At 73.4% G+C, this 16642-nt stretch carries 13 protein-coding genes; 7 read left to right on the top strand and 6 right to left on the bottom strand.

The features are described 5' to 3' along the window. The first annotated feature begins 336 nt into the window (after positions 1-336). From ACZ7LE_RS24115 to ACZ7LE_RS24095, 5 genes are all read left to right on the top strand, one after another. Positions 337-1872 carry a lyase family protein gene (locus ACZ7LE_RS24115; protein WP_470405753.1) on the top strand — a complete coding sequence of 512 codons (1536 nt, stop codon included), beginning with the start codon at positions 337-339 and terminating at the stop codon, positions 1870-1872. Continuing rightward, complete coding sequence (locus tag ACZ7LE_RS24110; RefSeq protein WP_470405752.1) at positions 1869-2735, top strand: alpha/beta fold hydrolase; 867 nt, start codon at positions 1869-1871, stop codon at positions 2733-2735. The genes ACZ7LE_RS24115 and ACZ7LE_RS24110 overlap by 4 nt, the downstream gene beginning before the upstream one ends. Before the next feature lie 629 nt (positions 2736-3364). Continuing rightward, positions 3365-3766, top strand: a complete 402-nt coding sequence (gene pcaC / locus ACZ7LE_RS24105; RefSeq protein ID WP_470406030.1) for a 4-carboxymuconolactone decarboxylase — start codon at positions 3365-3367, stop codon at positions 3764-3766. Positions 3767-4171: 405 nt separating this feature from the next. Further along, positions 4172-4819 carry a sulfite oxidase-like oxidoreductase gene (locus ACZ7LE_RS24100; protein WP_470406029.1) on the top strand — a complete coding sequence of 216 codons (648 nt, stop codon included), beginning with the start codon at positions 4172-4174 and terminating at the stop codon, positions 4817-4819. After that, on the top strand, positions 4812-5600 hold the full coding sequence (locus ACZ7LE_RS24095) for a ferredoxin reductase (protein ID WP_470405751.1): 789 nt from the start codon (positions 4812-4814) through the stop codon (positions 5598-5600). Before ACZ7LE_RS24100 ends, ACZ7LE_RS24095 begins: the two co-directional genes overlap by 8 nt. A 247-nt stretch (positions 5601-5847) precedes the next feature. On the opposite strand, the gene ACZ7LE_RS24090 is transcribed toward ACZ7LE_RS24095, so the two are convergent. After that, positions 5848-7404, bottom strand: coding sequence for an HNH endonuclease (locus tag ACZ7LE_RS24090; protein ID WP_470405750.1), 1557 nt, complete (start codon positions 7402-7404; stop codon positions 5848-5850). A 145-nt stretch (positions 7405-7549) separates the two neighbouring features. Continuing rightward, positions 7550-8347 (bottom strand): GNAT family N-acetyltransferase, encoded by a 798-nt coding sequence (locus tag ACZ7LE_RS24085; protein ID WP_470405749.1) that lies wholly within the window; start codon positions 8345-8347, stop codon positions 7550-7552. A gap of 200 nt (positions 8348-8547) precedes the next feature. On the opposite strand from ACZ7LE_RS24085, the gene ACZ7LE_RS24080 reads away from it, so the two are divergent. After that, a complete protein-coding gene (locus ACZ7LE_RS24080; protein WP_470405748.1) occupies positions 8548-9570 on the top strand; it encodes a TetR/AcrR family transcriptional regulator C-terminal domain-containing protein in 1023 nt (340 codons plus the stop codon). 151 nt (positions 9571-9721) lie between these two features. On the opposite strand, the gene ACZ7LE_RS24075 is transcribed toward ACZ7LE_RS24080, so the two are convergent. After that, positions 9722-11899, bottom strand: coding sequence for an MMPL family transporter (locus ACZ7LE_RS24075; RefSeq protein ID WP_470405747.1), 2178 nt, complete (start codon positions 11897-11899; stop codon positions 9722-9724). Next, positions 11896-12345 carry a pyrimidine dimer DNA glycosylase/endonuclease V gene (locus ACZ7LE_RS24070; RefSeq protein WP_470405746.1) on the bottom strand — a complete coding sequence of 150 codons (450 nt, stop codon included), beginning with the start codon at positions 12343-12345 and terminating at the stop codon, positions 11896-11898. The genes ACZ7LE_RS24075 and ACZ7LE_RS24070 overlap by 4 nt, the downstream gene beginning before the upstream one ends. 171 nt (positions 12346-12516) lie before the next feature. On the opposite strand from ACZ7LE_RS24070, the gene ACZ7LE_RS24065 reads away from it, so the two are divergent. Continuing rightward, a complete protein-coding gene (locus tag ACZ7LE_RS24065; protein WP_397395685.1) occupies positions 12517-13068 on the top strand; it encodes a MarR family winged helix-turn-helix transcriptional regulator in 552 nt (183 codons plus the stop codon). 23 nt (positions 13069-13091) lie between these two features. Here ACZ7LE_RS24065 and ACZ7LE_RS24060 read toward each other — a convergent pair whose 3' ends face one another. After that, positions 13092-15356 carry a beta-galactosidase gene (locus ACZ7LE_RS24060; protein ID WP_470405745.1) on the bottom strand — a complete coding sequence of 755 codons (2265 nt, stop codon included), beginning with the start codon at positions 15354-15356 and terminating at the stop codon, positions 13092-13094. After that, positions 15353-16552: a LacI family DNA-binding transcriptional regulator gene (locus ACZ7LE_RS24055; RefSeq protein WP_470405744.1), complete on the bottom strand. Its 1200-nt coding sequence runs from the start codon at positions 16550-16552 to the stop codon at positions 15353-15355. Before ACZ7LE_RS24055 ends, ACZ7LE_RS24060 begins: the two co-directional genes overlap by 4 nt. Between the last annotated feature and the right edge of the window lie 90 nt (positions 16553-16642).

Genomic DNA, 16642 nt, shown 5'->3' with positions numbered 1-16642 from the left:
CGCGGGATGTCGCCACGCAGGATGTCGGCCTGGATGATCGGGGCCTGGCCGGCGTCAGCCCGCTGGCCGCGGAGCCGCTGCTCGCCTCGCTCGAACCCGGTCGGCGCGCCACGCTGGTCACATCGCGCGAACCCGACGGGTCGCTGCGGTTCGACATCCGTCTCCAGGGCGGCCCGAAGGGCGAGGAGGAGACCGTGTTCCTCACGTACGACACGGTTGCGCACGGAAAACCGATGCACGGAAGCGCGATGCACGGAAGCGGGACGCACGGAAGCGGGACGCACGGAAGCGGGACGCACGGAAGCGGGACGCACGGTGGTCCGCGGGGTGGCGGCGATGCCTGACGTCGGCCTGCTGACCCCCGGCGCCGACCTCGCCCCGGGATCCCCGGCCGCGCTCACCGACGACGTGGCGGTGCTGCGGGCGATGCTCCGCGTCGAGGCGGCCTGGGTGCGGGTCGTCGTCGGGCACCGGGTGGACGACGCCGACCTCGACGCCGGCCTCGACGCCGGCCTCGACGCCGGCCTCGACGCCGGCCTCGACGCTGACCTCGACGCTGACCTCGACGCCGTCGTCAAGCGCCTCGCCGGGGCGGACGACGACGCGCTGGCCCTCGCCACGCGGCTGGCCCGTGCCGGCGGGGCCGGGGGAAACCCGGTGATCCCGCTGGTCGCCGCGTTGCGAGACGCGGCAGGGCCGCGTCTCGCGCCTGCCGTGCACGCGGGCCTCACGTCGCAGGACGTGCTCGACACCGCGCTGGTCCTCGTGCTGCGCGACGCCGCGCGAGCCGTCGTGACCGACCTCGACCGAGCGGCCGCGGCGGCTGCCCGCCTCGCGGCCGAGCACCGCGCCCGGCCTGCCCTCGCCCGCACCCTCGCGCAGGCGGCGGTGCCTACGACGCTCGGAGCGCGTTTCGCCGGCTGGTTGCAGGGCATCCTCGCCGCGTGGGCCTTCTTGGATACCGTCTCGGGCGCACTCCCGCTGGCCTACGGCGGCGCGGCCGGCGAGCTGTCCGGACTGGCTGCGCTTTCCGGGTCGGCCAACCCGTCTGGGGCAACGGACCTGAGCGGAGCGACCAACGCGTCTGGGGCAGGAGACCTGCGCGGAGCGACCAACCCGTCTGAGGCAAGAAACCTGAGTGGAGCGACCAACCCGTCTGAGCCAAGAGACCTGAGCGGGGCGATCGAGCGGGTGGGCGCGACCGAGCGGACGGGCGCGGCCGAGCGGGCGGAGGCGGCCGAGCGCTCAGGAGCGACCGCGTCGACGGTTCCGGCCGACGACATCGGGACCCCGCGCCCCGAGTTCGCTCTCGTCGAGGCCTGGGGCGCCGAGCTCGGGCTGCCGGTCGGCCCGGCGCCGTGGCACGCAACCCGGACGCCGATGGTCCGGATCGCCTCGGCGTTCGCCGAGACCTGCACGACGCTCGGCAAGGTCGCGAACGACGTGCTGCAGGCGGTCCGGCCGGGTGTCGGTGAGCTGCGTGAGCCGGTCGCGCCGGGGCGCGGGACGTCGTCGGCCATGGCGCACAAGCGCAACCCCGTGCTGTCGGTGCTCGTGCGGCGCTCCGCGATCGCCGCGCCGCACCTGGCCGCGCAGGTGCTCGGGGCCGCCGGGCTCGCCGTGGACGAGCGGTCCGACGGTGCCTGGCACGCCGAGTGGCCCGCCCTGCAGCTGCTCGCCCGGCACGCTATCGCCTCGGCGCACGCCGCGGCGGAGCTCCTGGAAGGTCTGGAGGTCGACGCCGACGCCGTGGCCCGGAACCTGCGCGACGGCCTGCCCGGCCTCCGACCGGCGCCCGACGTCGAGGCGGCGGCCGCCGTCGTCGGCCGGGTGCTGGACCAGTACGCCGAACAGGCAGGGCAGGGAACATGACCGCGCGACCCAGGCTGGGCGCCGTCGAGTTCGTGCTGCGCGACGCCGCACGCCCCCTGCTGGTGCTGGGGCCCTCCCTGGGCACGTCGGTGGCGGCGCTGTGGGGCGACGCGGTCGGGCTGCTGGCCGGGGCGGGCGGTTCCGCGGACGGCGGTCGAGCCGCCGAGGGCGCCGGCGAGCTCGACGTGATCGGCTGGGACCTGCCGGGCCACGGCGCCGCGCCGACGCCGTCCGCGGACGAGCTCGACGGACTGAGCATCGCTGATCTCGCCGATGCGGTCCTCGGCGTCGTCGAGCGCGCGCAGGCGCGGCGCGGGGACGTCGGGGCGCCGTTCTGGTACGCCGGTGTCTCGGTGGGCGGGGCAGTCGGTCAACGGTTGCTGCTGGACGCGCCCGACCGGGTGCTCGGCGCGGCCTTGATCTGCACGGCGACCTCCTTCGGCGAACCGTCGGGGTGGGCCGAACGGGCCGAGCTCGTGCGACGGGCGGGCACACCCACTCAGGTGGAGGCCGCGACGCGGCGCTGGTTCGCGCCCGGATTCCTCGACCGCGCACCACAGGTGGCCCTCCGCCTGCTCGCCGGCCTGCAGACCGCCGACCGGTTCGGCTACGCCGCGGTGTGCGACGCCGTGGGCGCCCACGACCTGCGGGGACAGCTCGCCGCGGTCGGCGTCCCCGTCGTCGCGATCGCGGGCAGCGCGGACCCGGCGACGCCGCCCGCGAAGCTCGAGGAGATCGCTGACACCGTCCCTGGCGCACGACTCCACGTGCTGGACGGAGCGGCACACCTCGCACCGGCGGAGCGGCCGCAGGCCGTGGCCGGCCTGGTGCGCGACCTCGTCTCGGGAAGGGTGACAGCGTGACCGACAGCAGCGAAGTCTCGAACAGCGGTGAGGCGCCAAGAAGCGGCGAGGTGCCGGAGAGCGGCGGGGTGCCGGACAGCACCGAAGCGTCGGACAGCAGCGAAGCGCCGGAGGGTGGCGTGGCGCCGGACGACGGTGAGGTCCTGGACAGCGTCGAAGCATCGAACGGTGTGGGAGCGTCGAACGGTGCCGAGTCGTCGAACAAGCACGAGGAGCCGAACGGGAGCGATGCCCTGAACGGTGACGAGGCGCCGAACGCGAGCGACATGGTGAACACCGGCGATCTTGAGCGCGGTGACGAGGCGCCGGACGCAAGCGACATGGCGAACACCGGCGACGTCGAGCGCGGTGACGAGGCGCCGGACGTCGGCAACCTGCGGAACAGCAGTGACGCCCTGACCGCCGGCACGTCGGCGAACGAGGATGAGGCGTCGGACGGGAGCGGCGTCCCTGACAGCGGCGAGATCGTGCGGGATCGCGACGCGTCGAGCAGTGCCGATGCGGCCGAGCGTGCCGATGCGGCCGAGCGCGCCGAAGCGCCGGACAACGCTGGTGTGTCGAGAGGCGGAGTGGTGGCGAGGCGCAGCGAAGTGCCGGCTCGTCGGGCCGCGCCCGCGAGCAGCGTTCCCCTGAGCCGAAGACCCGAGCGCGGGGACGACGTGCGCCGGCACGACGGTGCCGCCGTCCGGCGCCAGGTGCTGGGCGACACGCACGTGGACGGCGCGATCGTGGGCACGACGGCGTTCACCGCCGACTTCCAGGACCTCATCACGCGGTACGCGTGGGGCGAGATCTGGAATCGTCCGGGGCTGGACCGGCGCAGCCGTTCAATGATCACGCTGACCGCGCTCATCGCCGGTGGGCACTGGGACGAGCTGGCGATGCACGTGCGGGCCGCCGTCCGAAACGGGCTGAGCGTCGACGAGATCAAGGAGGTGCTCCTGCAGACGGCGGTCTACTGCTCGGTGCCGAGCGCGAACCAGGCCTTCAAGATTGCCCAGAAGGCGCTGGCCGACGAGGGTCTCGTCTGAGTCTGAGTCTGAGTCTGAGTCTGAGTCTGAGTCTGAGTCTGAGTGGGCGTGGGCTGGGTCGCGACGTCGGGTGGTGTGCGCGGGACCTTCAACCTGAACCTCAGCCTGCGTGCTGCCAAAGCTTCAACTACTGCTTGAACTCGCACCGGAGTCCTGCGTCCGATCTCGCGTCGGCCTCGCGTCGACCGCGCGCCGAGATCCGCGCGCTTCGCCCGTCCGACGCGTGACGATGCGTCCGCCGCCGCATTATCTTGAGGCATGACCAGCACGCCCCCGCCTGTACCTGGCGGTCCTGATTCCGCGGGCACCGATCGCACCAGCCCCGATCTCACCAGCCCCGATCTCACCGGCACGGACCGCACCAGCACCGACCGCACCAGCACCGATGCCACCAGCTCTGGCCCCATCGGTCCCGATCCCACCGGCGCTCTCGCCGGCTCCGACGGCGGCGCGGGTGTCACGCTCACCCCGGGCTTTCGCGGGCGGCCGCGGCCCGCGGGCGTGACACTCCCGCCCGGGCAGTACAAGGAGGAGGGCTTCCCGGTGCTCTCCGCCGGGCCGACGCCCAACGTCGACAGCCGGACCTGGACCTTCACCGTCACCGACGAGTCGGGTGCCGCGAAGACCTGGACGTGGGCACAGCTGATGGCGCTGCCCCAGGACACGCCCACGGTCGACATCCACTGCGTCACCCGCTGGTCCAAGTTCGGCACTCGCTGGCGGGGTGTGTCCCTGGACGTGCTGCTCGCGGACGTCGAGTCCACCGCCGACTTCGCGATGGTCGGCTCCTACGGGGGCTACACGACCAACGTTCCGGTCGCCGACCTGCTGGGCGGCAAGGCGTGGATCGCGCACACCTTCGACGGGGCGCCGCTGCACCCCGAGCACGGCGGCCCCGCGCGGCTCCTCGTGCCGCACCTGTACTTCTGGAAGTCGGCGAAGTGGGTGCGCTCGCTCACGCTCATGCCGACGGACCGGCCGGGCTTCTGGGAGAAGCTCGGCTACCACGACCTCGGCGACCCGTGGCGTGAGCAGAGGTACCAGGGTGACTGAGGCGGCGGGCACCCGGCTCGGCCAGCGCTACGCGGTCCCGTCCGGCTGGCAGGTCGCGACCCTGCTGGAACGACGTGCCGAGAGCGCCTCCGCGGAGACCCTCGTGCTCGACGTCCCGCGCTGGCCCGGTCACCAGGCAGGTCAGCACCTGGACCTGCGTCTCACCGCACCCGACGGCTACACCGCCGAGCGGTCCTATTCGCTGGCGAGCGGCCCCACGCCGTCCGGCAGCGGGGGTGTGGAGGTCACCGTCCAGCGCGTGCGGGACGGCGAGGTGTCGCCCTACCTGGTCGACGACTTCCCACCCGGGGCGGCCATCGAGGTGCGCGGGCCCATCGGCGGATGGTTCGTCTGGGATCCGGAGCGGGACGCGGGCACGCCCGTGCTGCTCCTGGCCGGCGGCTCCGGTCTGGTCCCCGTGATGTCGATGGCCCGCGCCCGCCGCCAGTCCGGCGACCGGACGCCGTTCCGCCTGATCTACTCGGTGCGGACGCCGGAGGACCGGCTGTATACCGACGAGCTCGACGCGCTCGTGGCCCGCGGCGACGGGTTCGAGGCGAGCACGATCTACACGCGGGCGGTCTCGCTGACCGCGTTGCGCGGTCCGCGCCGGCTCACCTCCTCCGAGCTGGCCTCGTGGGGCTGGCCGCCCGAGCTGGAGCCGCGCGTGTACGTGTGCGGTCCGACGGGGTTCGTCGAGGGGGTCGCCCGCATGCTCGTGGCCCAGGGCCACGATCCGGCCCGCATCCGGACCGAACGGTTCGGGCCCGCGGGAAGCTGATCGGCCTGGGTGTCGATGGCCGTGCGGGGTCCCGCCCGCCCCGGCGTCGAGTGTCGAGGGTCGGGTGGGGTTCCGCCCAGCTTCGGTCTCGAGTGTCGAGGGATGGGTGGGGTCCCGCCGAGCCTCTCGGTGGTGAAGATCGGGGGGACCCCGCCCAGCCTCGGTGACGAAGGCCGGGCGGGAGCCGCTCGATCTGGCCGGAATCCTGCGGCGGCCGTGCCGTGGCGGTGGGTCTGTGGCTCCTTGGTCATGTGGTGCTCGTGCGGGTGGGGTGCGTGACGTGGCCGTTCGGGTGCGTGAAGTGCCAGCCGTGGTCGTAGTGCATCGTGATGTTCTGCGTGTCGACGAGGTCGTGGTGGTGGTAACAGAGCAGGGCGGCGTTGGTGGTCGAGGTCTCGCCGCCGTGCGCCCAGTGGCGGAGGGCGTGGTGGACCTCGCAGCGTGTGGGCGGTTGGTCGCACTGACCGTAGACGCAGTGCTGGTCGCGGGCGATGACCGCCCGGCGCAGTTGTCCGGTGACCGTCCGTCTGCTCCGGCCGACGTCCAGGATCTGCGAGTCTGCTCCGAACACGATGCGCGTGACCTCGCTGTCGCAGGCGATGCGGCGCAGGAGCGAGGTTGGCACCGGGGTGCTCGTCTCGGTGAAGACAGCAGGACGCTTGATGTGGGGAACACCGTCCGGACCGATCGGGCCGCCCGGCGTGGTCGGCGTGGTCGGGCTCATCGGGCTCGTCGGGCTCGTCGGGCTCGTCGGGCTCGTCGGGCTGGTCGGGCTGGTCGGCCCGGACGGGACGCTTGCGCCGGGGTGCTCCGCGCCGCTCCTGGCCGGGCTCTGGCCGGCGAGGGCCTGGAGCTCGGTCCAGGACACGGTGACGCTCAGGTGCGGGCGGACGGAGGCGCCGGTGCCGGTGCGGCCGGTGTCGAGCACGATGCGGCTCAGGTCGGCGAGGGCCTGGGCACGGCGCTGACCGGGCGTGCGGTCGTCGTCCGCGGCCGGCGCGCCCATGATCGAGCCGATCGCCGTGGTCAGCGTCTGGCCGTGCTCCTCGGTGAGGAACCCGCTCAGGTGGTAGCCGCCCAGCGTGGGTGCGACGTCGAGGTACTCGCGCTGCCTGGCCTTCGTGTAGCCGCGCTCGTCGGCGTCGGGGTCCGCGTGGCGGGCGAAGTAGCGCACGAGGCCGCGGAACCGGTCGGGCCCGTTCTGGGTCGACCAGTCGAGCAGCTGCTCCTCCCACGTAGGCGCCGGTGCAGCCTCCGTTGTGCCCGTCGTCGGCTCGTCCGTCGGCTCGTCACGTACAGCGGGTGCATCCCCAGCGGGACCCGGATCAGGGACTGTGCCGGCTTGATCGAGGGTGGGCACATCGACCGCCGGGGCGGCCAGGGCCTCGGTGCGGGTGTCGCTGGTGGTGGCGACGTCGACCAGGGCCCGGATCTTGTCGACACCCACGTGACCCGACAGGCCTGCCGACAGGGTGGCGGGCAGGTGGTCGCGCAGGGCCCTGGCCGTGCGGACGTCGCGTCGGGCGGTCACCGTCTGGACGTCCTCGGCGCGGGCCAGCCAGACGGCGAAGGTGCGTGCGCCCGTCTGGGCCCAGAGCCCGGCGGCCTCGATCCGGGGCAGGATCGACCAGCGCACGGCGTCCATGCGCGCTCCGGCCACGCGGAGCCGGGCGGACGCCGACACCAGACCTGAGGTCGTCAGGGATCCGTGTGGTGTGGCGATGAGCTCGTCCAGCAGCGCGTCGAGGTCGGTCAGGACGTCCTCCAGGGCACGTCGGGTGCCTCCACACCCTTCTCCTGCCATGGTTCACACCACCTCTCGTGCGCGATCTCCCACGCCGGGACCGGGTCGGCTGCGACGGTGATCCGAGCCTATCGAACGAACGTGCTATGTGTTGGGTGATAAGAAGATCTGTGGATAACTCTTCGGTTCCCGCGAAGCCTCGGCTTCAGGAGGACGTCCTCCCGTTCGGGTGCCACATCGGCTGAAGTGTCGGTCCTGCTTCGGGGAGCCGGATGGGCGCGCCGTGCTCCCGGAATCCGTGACGGGCATAGAGGCGCTGGTTCTGCGGCGTCGACGCCTCCAGGTACACCGGGAGGCCTAGTTCCCGGGCCTGGACGAGGCCGTGGCGCAGCATCGCCGAGCCCGCGCCTCGCCCTCGCAGGCGGGGGAGGGCGGCCATGGCCGACAGGTAGACGTGGGGCGCTTCGGGATGGCGGGCGGCGGTTGCCGCCAGGACAGCCGCCAGGCGCCGTGCGACAGAGCGGTCGTCATCGGGTCCGGCGGGATCAGCGGGATCGGCGGTCAGGGCTGGCTCGGCGGTCTCGGAATTCGGTGGCGCGCCGTCGAGCCTGATCCAGAGGGATGCGGCGACCGGCTCCCCTCCGGGCGTCCAGGCCACGAGGAGCTGGCCGGCGTCGACGGCCGTGCGGAGCGATGTCGTGAAGAGCTCCCGGGTGCGGTCCAGGCGCCGCTCGGCGACGGGTTCCACCCACGCCGACACTGCCTCGTCGGCGAAGGCCTCGACGCAGACCTCGAGCACGACGTCGGACTCCGCGGGTACGGCCGGCCGGACGGTCAGACCCGGCCCCGACATCCCAGACGTCGGCACTCCAAGCGTCGACATCCCAAGCGTCGACACCCCAGACGTCGGCACTCCAAGCGTCGGCACTCCAAGCGTCGGCACTCCACGGTTGGACATCCCGGGCTCCGGCGCTCCCGGATCCGGCATCTCAGGCTTCGACATGACCTCAGGCTCGTGCGCGCCGGGAGCGCGCAGCAGTAGTTTCGACTCACCAGCGTGTGCGACGAAAGGAACCCGGCATGGCGTGCGCGGAGTGCGGACGTGACCTCGGCCCGGCCGCCGGCACCGGACGTCCTCGTCGGTACTGCTCGCGGTCCTGTCAGTCGCGGGCCTACCGGCGTCGTCGGGACGAGGGGCGTCGGGTGCCCGGCAGGCTCATCGCATCCCGACCGCCCGCAACCGCAGGCAGCCCGGTCGCCGCACTCCAGGCGGCGGGCGTCCCGGAAGACGGCGACCTGCTGGCGGTTGCCATCGCGCTGGCCGACGACGCCGGGGCCGCCGCCGTCACGCTCCGCGCCGTCGCGCACCGTGCGGGGGTGCCGCTCACCCAGGTGCAGCACGCGTTCGGGAGCCGGGAGCGGCTGATCGCCGCGCTGGTCCAACGGATCCTCGCGCCGCGACGCCGCGCGACGCCTCCGGCCACGTCCGGACGGGCGGCCAAACCGGGAGGGGCGGCCCCGTCGGGACGCCCCGCGGCGTCTGGACAGGAGGCCACGCCTGGACGGGAGGCCACGCCTGGACGGGAGGCCACGCCTGGACGGAAGGCCAAACCGGGAGGGGCGGCCCCGTCGGGACGCCCCGCAGCGTCGGGACCGGCGGCCACGACAGCACGCCCTACGGCCTCGGGACGGGCGACCCCACGGCAGCGCACGGCGACGAACGCAGACGCCCCGGCGCACGCAGGGACCCCCGTCGAGAGCACGTTCCCCGCGCAGGCAGAAACCCCGCTCGACGTCCTCGTCCGCCTCGCCGAGCAGGAGTGGGCCGCGTACCGCGAGCATCCCTGGCTGGTCGCCGTCCTCGCGAGCAGCCGGCCACCCCTCGTGCCCGCGGTGCTGGACGCGGCCCGGGCCAGCACGGAGGCGTTCGAATCGCTCGGCGCCGACCCGCCGTCGGCCCTGGGGCGGTACCTCGCGCTCAGCGGCTACGTCCAGGGCATGGCCCTGCTGCTCCTCGCCGAGCACGGCGCATCCCGTTCCGGGACGGACTACCGGGCCTGGTGGGCGGCGGAGGCCCGCCGCCTCGACCGCACCGGGTCCCGACGCCGCCACCCGTGGCTCGACGCCGTGAGCGAGGGCAGGCTGCCCGAGTCGTTCGACGCCGACGCCGACACGTGGTTCCGCGACGGCCTGGCGCGAGTCCTCGCGGGCCTCACTGCGACCTGACCGGCATCCGGCAAGAAAGCCAGGAAAGCAGAGGGCCGGCCCCTCAGGACCGGCCGACCCTCTGCCACCTACGGATTCCGGCGCCACGACGCCCGGGACCCGCCGGCGCCTTCTTCTCAGCGCCTACTTCTCACCGCCTACTTTTCACCGTCTACTTCCCACCCCGCCCCAGCTTCGACGGCCACCAGACCTTCCGGCCGATGTCGTACGTGAGCGCCGGCACCAGCAGCGAGCGGACGAGGAACGTGTCGAGCAGCACGCCGAACGCCACGATGAACGCGAGCTGGGCGAGGAACAGCACCGGGATCACGGCCAGCGCCGTGAACGTCGCCGCGAGCACCAGGCCCGCCGACGTGATGATGCCCCCCGTCAGCCGCAGCCCGCGCAGCACGCCCTCCCGGGTGCCGTGCACGAGCGACTCCTCCCGGACCCGGGTCATCAGGAAGATGTTGTAGTCGATCCCGAGCGCCACCAGGAACACGAACCCGAACAGCGGGACCGCCGGGTCGGCGCCCGGGAAGCCCAGCACGTCGTTGAAGACCAGCGCGGAGACGCCCATGGCGGTCCCGAACGACAGCACGGTGGTCAGGATGAGCAGCACGGGGGCGAGCACCGCGCGCAGCAGCAGCATGAGGATGACCAGGATCACCACGAGGACGATCGGCACGATGACCGTGCGGTCCCGGATCGACGCCTCGTTCGTGTCCAGGTCGGTCGCCGACTCGCCGCCGACCAGGGCGGCGGGCAGCTCGTCGGCGTAGGCCGCGCGCAGGTCGCGCACGGTCTGCTCCGCGGCCAGCGAGTCCGCGGCGTCGCCGAGCGTGCCCTGGAGCAGCACCGTGCCGTCGGACACCACGGGTTCCGGGGCCGGCGAGCCGGGCGGACCGAACGGCTGCACGCCGTCCTCGGTCACCGGCGCGGTCGAGCTCGCGGTGTCGGCCGTGATGGCGACGTCCTCGATGCCGTCGTCCGCCAGCAGGACGTCGGCCGCGCGCTGCAGGTCCTCCTGCGGCGCGACGACGTAGACCGGGCTGCCCGAACCGGCCGGGAAGTGCTCGGCGAGCACCTCCTGCCCGTCGCGGGCCTCGGAGGAGCCCAGGACGAGCTCCGACTGCGGCACGCCCGAGGCCTGGAGCTGGGTGATCCCCACGCAGCCGAGGGCGAGCACTGCCGCCGTCGTGATCCAGATGGTGCGCGGCCTGGCGCGGATCGCGCGCGAGACGCGGCCCCACAGCCCGACCTCCTCGGCGCCGGACTCCGCCGCGGCGGGGTCGTAGACGGGGCGCCGTGGCCAGAACGCCGCCCGGCCGAACGCCAGCAGCAGGGCCGGGAGCAGCGTGAGCGCGGCGAGCATCGAGAAGGCGATGCCGACGGCGGCGACCGGCCCCAGCGTGCTGTTGGACCGCAGCTCGCTGAACAGCAGGCAGAGCAGGCCGGCGATGACGGTGCCGCCCGAGGCCAGGATCGGCTCGACCGAGCCGCGCAGCGCGCGCAGCGTCGCGGTCCACTTGTCCGGCGTGTGCAGCAGCTCCTCGCGGAACCGCGCCACGTACAGCAGCGCGTAGTCCGTCGCGGCACCGATCACGAGGATGAAGAGGATGCCCTGGGTCTGCCCGCTGAGCAGCAGCACCCCGGAGTTGGCCAGGTGCCACACCGTGAGCAGCGCGATGCACAGCGCGAACATGCTGGTGGCGAGCACCGCCAGGGGCAGCAGCAGCGACCGGTAGACGATGATCAGGATGACGAGCACGGCGGCCAGCGCCACGCCCAGCAGCAGGCCGTCGATACCCGCGAACGCCGAGACCAGGTCGCTGGAGAAGCCGGCCGGGCCCGTGATGTACAGGTCGACGCCGGCGGGCAGGTCCTCGCCCAGCGTCTCGCGCAGCTTGGCGGTCGCCTCGCCCACGTCGGCGTCGCCCGACAGCGGCACGAACGCCTGCGCGGCGACACCGTCGTCCGACGGGATGGCGGGGGAGACGTCGCCGTCCACCACGTCCAGGTCGGCGACGGCGGTCAGCCGGTCGCCGATGGCGGTGAGGTCGTCGTCGGACAGCTCCTCCGGCGAGACGAAGACGACCAGCGCCGGGATCGCGTCACCCTCGGTGAAGCCCGAGAGCCGCTCCTGCACCTCGGTCGCCTCGGCGGTCTCGGGCAGGTAGGCGGTGCGGTCGTTCGAGGAGACCTCGTCGATCCGGCCGAAGTACGGGCCGCCCACGGAGACGCCCACGAGCCAGACGAGGATGAGGACGGCGGGCAGGGTCACCCGCAGCCAGCGCGGAACGCACGAGGTCGTGGTGCGGGGGGCGCGGGGACTGGGTGCGGTGCTCATGCGACGACTCGCTCCCAGCTCGCCACGTCGCCGGGTACGGTGACGAACAGCGGGTGGGCGGCGGGCGTGCCGGTGGAGGCGAGCCGCGGCCGGAGCTCGGGCGAGCGGACGGCGAGCTTGCGCAGCAGGTGCTGCCGCTCGAGGTCGAGCTGCCCCGTCGTCACGACGATCCGGCGGACGTCGCGCGTGCTCGGGGCCGGCGGCCGCGAGATCCGCTCGGCGTCGAACTGGTAGCCGCGTCGCGTCGCCTCGTCCCGCACCCCGTGGAGGTAGCTGGAGATGGCGGCGACCGGCTCCGGGTGCGCGGTGAAACGCTCGAGCTGGGGGTGTGCGGTGTATCCCGCGGTCCGGCCGAGGAGTACGGCCTGCGCCAGGAGCGCCTCGCGCCAGCAGGCGACGAGCCCCTGGCGGTCGAGGAGTGCGGGATCGAGCGACCAGAGCCTCATGGGCGTCGTCGGCTCCTTCTCTGAGTGGGGGTGCCCGCTCCCCGCACCGGGCACGCGATCGGGGTCACGCGCGGGGTACAAGGCACAGGCATGCCAGGGATGCCCGGTAATTTAGCTAGCCAGGCTATATTCAAGTGTATGACGCAGTATGTGCAGGGGTAAAATCCGAGCGTGGAGCCTGAACCCGTGCCGGACGCCGACACCCAGCCGTCGATGCTGGACCCCCGCGTCATGGACCCCGACGAGGAGATCGTGCACCGCGCGGGCATGGACGAGCGTGACGTCGACCAGGTCGTGCGCGTCCTGGAGGCCCTGCGTGGCTGGCACGAGACCGAGCGCCGCATGAGCGAGGCGTCGCGTCGGTACATGAAGCTCGGCGAGACCGACATGCGGGCCCTGCGCTACATCATCGCCATGCAGAACCACGGGCGCATCGTGACGCCGGGCGCGATCGCCGAGCACCTGGGCATCACCACGGCCTCCACCACCAAGCTGATCGACCGGCTCGCCGCGGGCGGCCACGTGCACCGGTTCCCCCACCCATCCGACCGGCGCAGCCTCGCGATCGAGGTGTCCGTCGAGACGCGGCGCGCGGCGCGGGAGACCGTGGGGCGCAGCCACGCCCGGCGGTTCGACGCCGCGGCGCGGCTGACGCCCAAGGAGCGGGAGATCGTCGCGCGGTTCCTCGACGACCTGGCGAGCACGGAGCACGAGCCGGACTAGCGCCCGGCCCCGCGCACCCGTCCTCACACCTCGAGCAGCACCCTGACGTCCCACGGGCCGAGCTCGATCCGCGCACCCTCGGCCAGCTCCTCGCCGCTGAGCAGGTCGCGGACCGCGCCCGGCAGCACGAAGACGCTTCCGTCCCAGGACCACGAGTGCACGAACCGCACCCGCTGACCGGCCGGGTTCCGCGCACCGGTCACCGTCTGCGACGGCGCCTGCGGGCGCCACCGCGGCCCCACGTCCGACGCAGCGCCCACTGCCCTGCCCGACGCCGGATCCATCGCCGCGTCCGACGCCGGGTCCACTGCCGCGCCCGACGCCGGATTCACCGACGGCGCCCCAGCCGTCGTTCCTGTCAGGACCGCCGCACCGCTGTGCCGCGCCGCCCAGTCCAGCACCGCCGTGGCCAGCGCCGGGTCGGGCACGGTGCCCACCGTGGTGACGCGGCCCGCGCCGTGCGTCCGGGTGGTGACGGCGGGCCAGCGGCCGAAGTGCGGGTGGTCGTAGCTGACCAGCACGTCGGCGTCCAGGACCTGCAGCCCGTCGACCCAGCTCGTCGCGTGCGCGCCGGCAAGGGGGTCGGCGGGAGCGCCGGCGGCCACGTCGAAGCCGTCCGCCGCGTGCACGGGCAGCGGTGCGTCGATCGTCGCGAACTCGTCGTAGAAGACGCCGGCCGCCGCGCTGAGGTGCGCGGGCTTGCGCTCCGCCCGGGCGCGGGCCTCCTCGTCCTCGTACCCGGTGCGGATGCCCAGCACGAGGTGGCCGCCGGCCGCGGCGTAGCGCTCCAGCCACTGCAGCCAGGCGTCGTCGGCGATCGTCACGCCCGCCGCGACCAGCACGGGGTGCTCGCGCGCGGTGTCCTCGGGGGTGGCGTCGGTGAGCTGGGCGTCGTGCACGAGCCGCGCCTGCAGTCCGGCGTCGAACGCCCCGCGGTAGAAGGCGTCGAAGATCCGGTGCCAGCCGCGCGGGTCCGGGCCGGCGCCGCCGCCGAGCTGCGGGAACTCGGCCAGCGACCACTTGCTCGGGTTGGACCAGACCAGGGCGACGTCGGCGTCCGGCGTCAGGTTCGCCACCGCCGAACCGGCCGTGCGGAGCTCGGCGCCGAGCTCGGCGACCTGCCGGTAGACCCGGCCCGGCTCCAGGGAGTGCGGCAGCACACCGCCCCAGTACGTCTCGGTGCCGTAGGGGAGCGTGTGCCAGTGCCAGTACTCGATCATGGTGGCGCCGCGCGAGACCAGCGCCCAGGCGGCTTGGCGCCACTGGCCGTCGTAGGCGGGCTCGTTCTGCCAGGGTCCGCCGATCGCCTGCGCGTTGGTCTCGGTGACGAGGAACGGCGCCTGCTTCGAGGCGTACATCCGGTCCGCCGTGGCGTACAGCGACCACGTCCCCGTGGTCATCCAGGCCTGGTCGTCGGCCGCGGTCGGGGGCAGGGCCAGGTGGTCGCGCATCCGGTAGTACGGGTTGCCGGCGGTCACGTCCAGCTCGCGCGTGAGGGCGTCGTCCTGCACGCCCGGGCGCTCGTACGAGATGCAGGTGGTGACGAACTGGTCCTCGCGCGCGTACTCGCGCACGACGTCGGCCTGCCAGCCGATGAAGTCCGTCGTGAGCTGCGCCTGGAACCGGCGCCAGGCGAGCGCGTACTGCGGCTGCGCGTTGCCCGACGGCGTCCACAGGTCCGCCCACGACGACAGCCGGTGCGACCAGTACGTCAGCCCCCACTCGTCGTTCAGCCGCTCCACCGTGCCGTACGTGCCGCGCAGGTGGTCGACGAACCGCTCGAAGACCTGGCGGTTGTGGAAGATCTCGTTCCCGGGCTCGTTGTCCACCTGGAAGCCGACGACGGCGGGGTGACCGGCGTACCGCGCGGTGACGGCGCGGATGACCCGCTCGGCGTGGAACAGGAACGCCGGGTGCGTGTAGTCGATCTCCTGGCGCGCGCCCCAGCCCATCTCGCGGCCGTCCTTGCGCACCACGTTGATCTCCGGGTACAGCCGTGCCAGCCACATCGGCACCGCGTAGGTCGGTGTGCCGAGCACCACCTTGATGCTGCGCTCGTGCGCGCCGTCGAGCACGGGCTGGAGCCAGTCCAGGTCGAAGCGACCGTTCTCGGGCTCCCACGTGGACCAGACCGACTCGCCGACCCGGATCACGGAGAACCCGGCCTCGACCATGAGGTCCAGGTCCTTCTCCAGCCGGTTCGAGAGCCGGTCCTCGGGCCGGTGGTACTCGGGGTAGTACGCGGCGCCGAACAGGACGCCGTCGGACAGGTGGTGCAGGGGGTTCATGCTGACCTCTCGGATGGGGTGACGGCGGGTCTGGTGGTGTCGAAGTTCCTGCCGGACAGCGCCCGGTCGGACGGCGGCGCCGTGCTCTCCCGGACCACGAGCTGGGTCGGGACCAGCCGGTGCCGCTCGGCGGGCGGGCGGCCCTCGATGGTGCGGACCAGGCGGTGCACGGCTAGCCGGGTCACCTCGGCGAAGTCCTGGCGGACCGTCGTCAGGGGAGTGGACAGGAACTCGGCCTCGGGAGCGTCATCGAAGCCGACGACGCTGACGTCCTCCGGCACCCGGAGGCCGGCCTGTTCCACGGCCCGGATCGCGCCGATCGCCATGTGGTCGTTGGCGGCGAAGATCGCGGTGACGGGCGCGCCGATGCTGGTGCTGGTGCTGGTGCTGGTGTCGAGCTCGGCACGGCGCAGCAGCTCGGTGGTCGCCTCGTACCCGGACCGGGGGCTCCAGTCGCCGTGCACGACGTCGGGCGCCTCGACCCCGGCGTCGGCCAGGGCGCTGCGCCAACCGGCGATGCGGCGTGCCGTGGCCGACCAGCCGGCCGTGCCGGCGATGTGGCGCACCGTGGGGTGACCGAGCGTCAACAGGTGCTCGGTGGCCGACCTGGCCCCGCTCAGCTCGTCGGCCCCGAGGAAGAGCCGGTCGCCGCGGGTCTCCCCGGGTGCTGCGCCTCTCCCCGGTACGACGTCGGGCACCGCACCGGCGACGCTCGTCGGCGAGTCGAACGTGAGCACCGGCAGCCCGGCCGGGAGGCGCAGCTCCGGGTGGCCCAGGTCGATCGGCTCGGAGAGCACGAGTCCTGCGACGTCCTGGGCGACGAGCTCGTCGATCGCGGCCTGCAGGTCGGCGACGCCGCCGCCCCGCGTGCGCGCCACGCTCACGTGGTAGCCGGAGCCCCGCAGGGCGGCGTCGACCCCTTCCAGGATCGACGCCGGACCGTACAGCGCGCTACCCATCGTGACCATGCCGATGCGCTGGTTCTGCCGGGTGACCAGGGCGCGGGCGGCCGCGTTGGGGCGGAAGCCCAGCTCCTCGATGACGGCCTGGACCCGCGCGCGGATCACGTCCGTCACGTGCGGCTCGCGATTGACCACGCGCGAGACGGTCTTCTGCGAGACGCCGGCGCGGCGGGCGACGTCCGTCATCGACACGCGCTGCGAGGCGCGCTGCGGCGGGCGCTGCGCGGCATCCATGGACCAGCTCCCTCGCTGTGCTCGGACGGTGTCACGACCGGCCCCGGCCAATCTCTGACCAGGCACTGACCAGTCTCTGGCCAGGCGCCG

It is taken from the genome of Promicromonospora sp. NPDC110617 (assembly GCF_055598465.1).
Note: the sequence above shows the minus strand (reverse complement) of the source record. Positions and strands in the feature narration are given on the sequence as shown.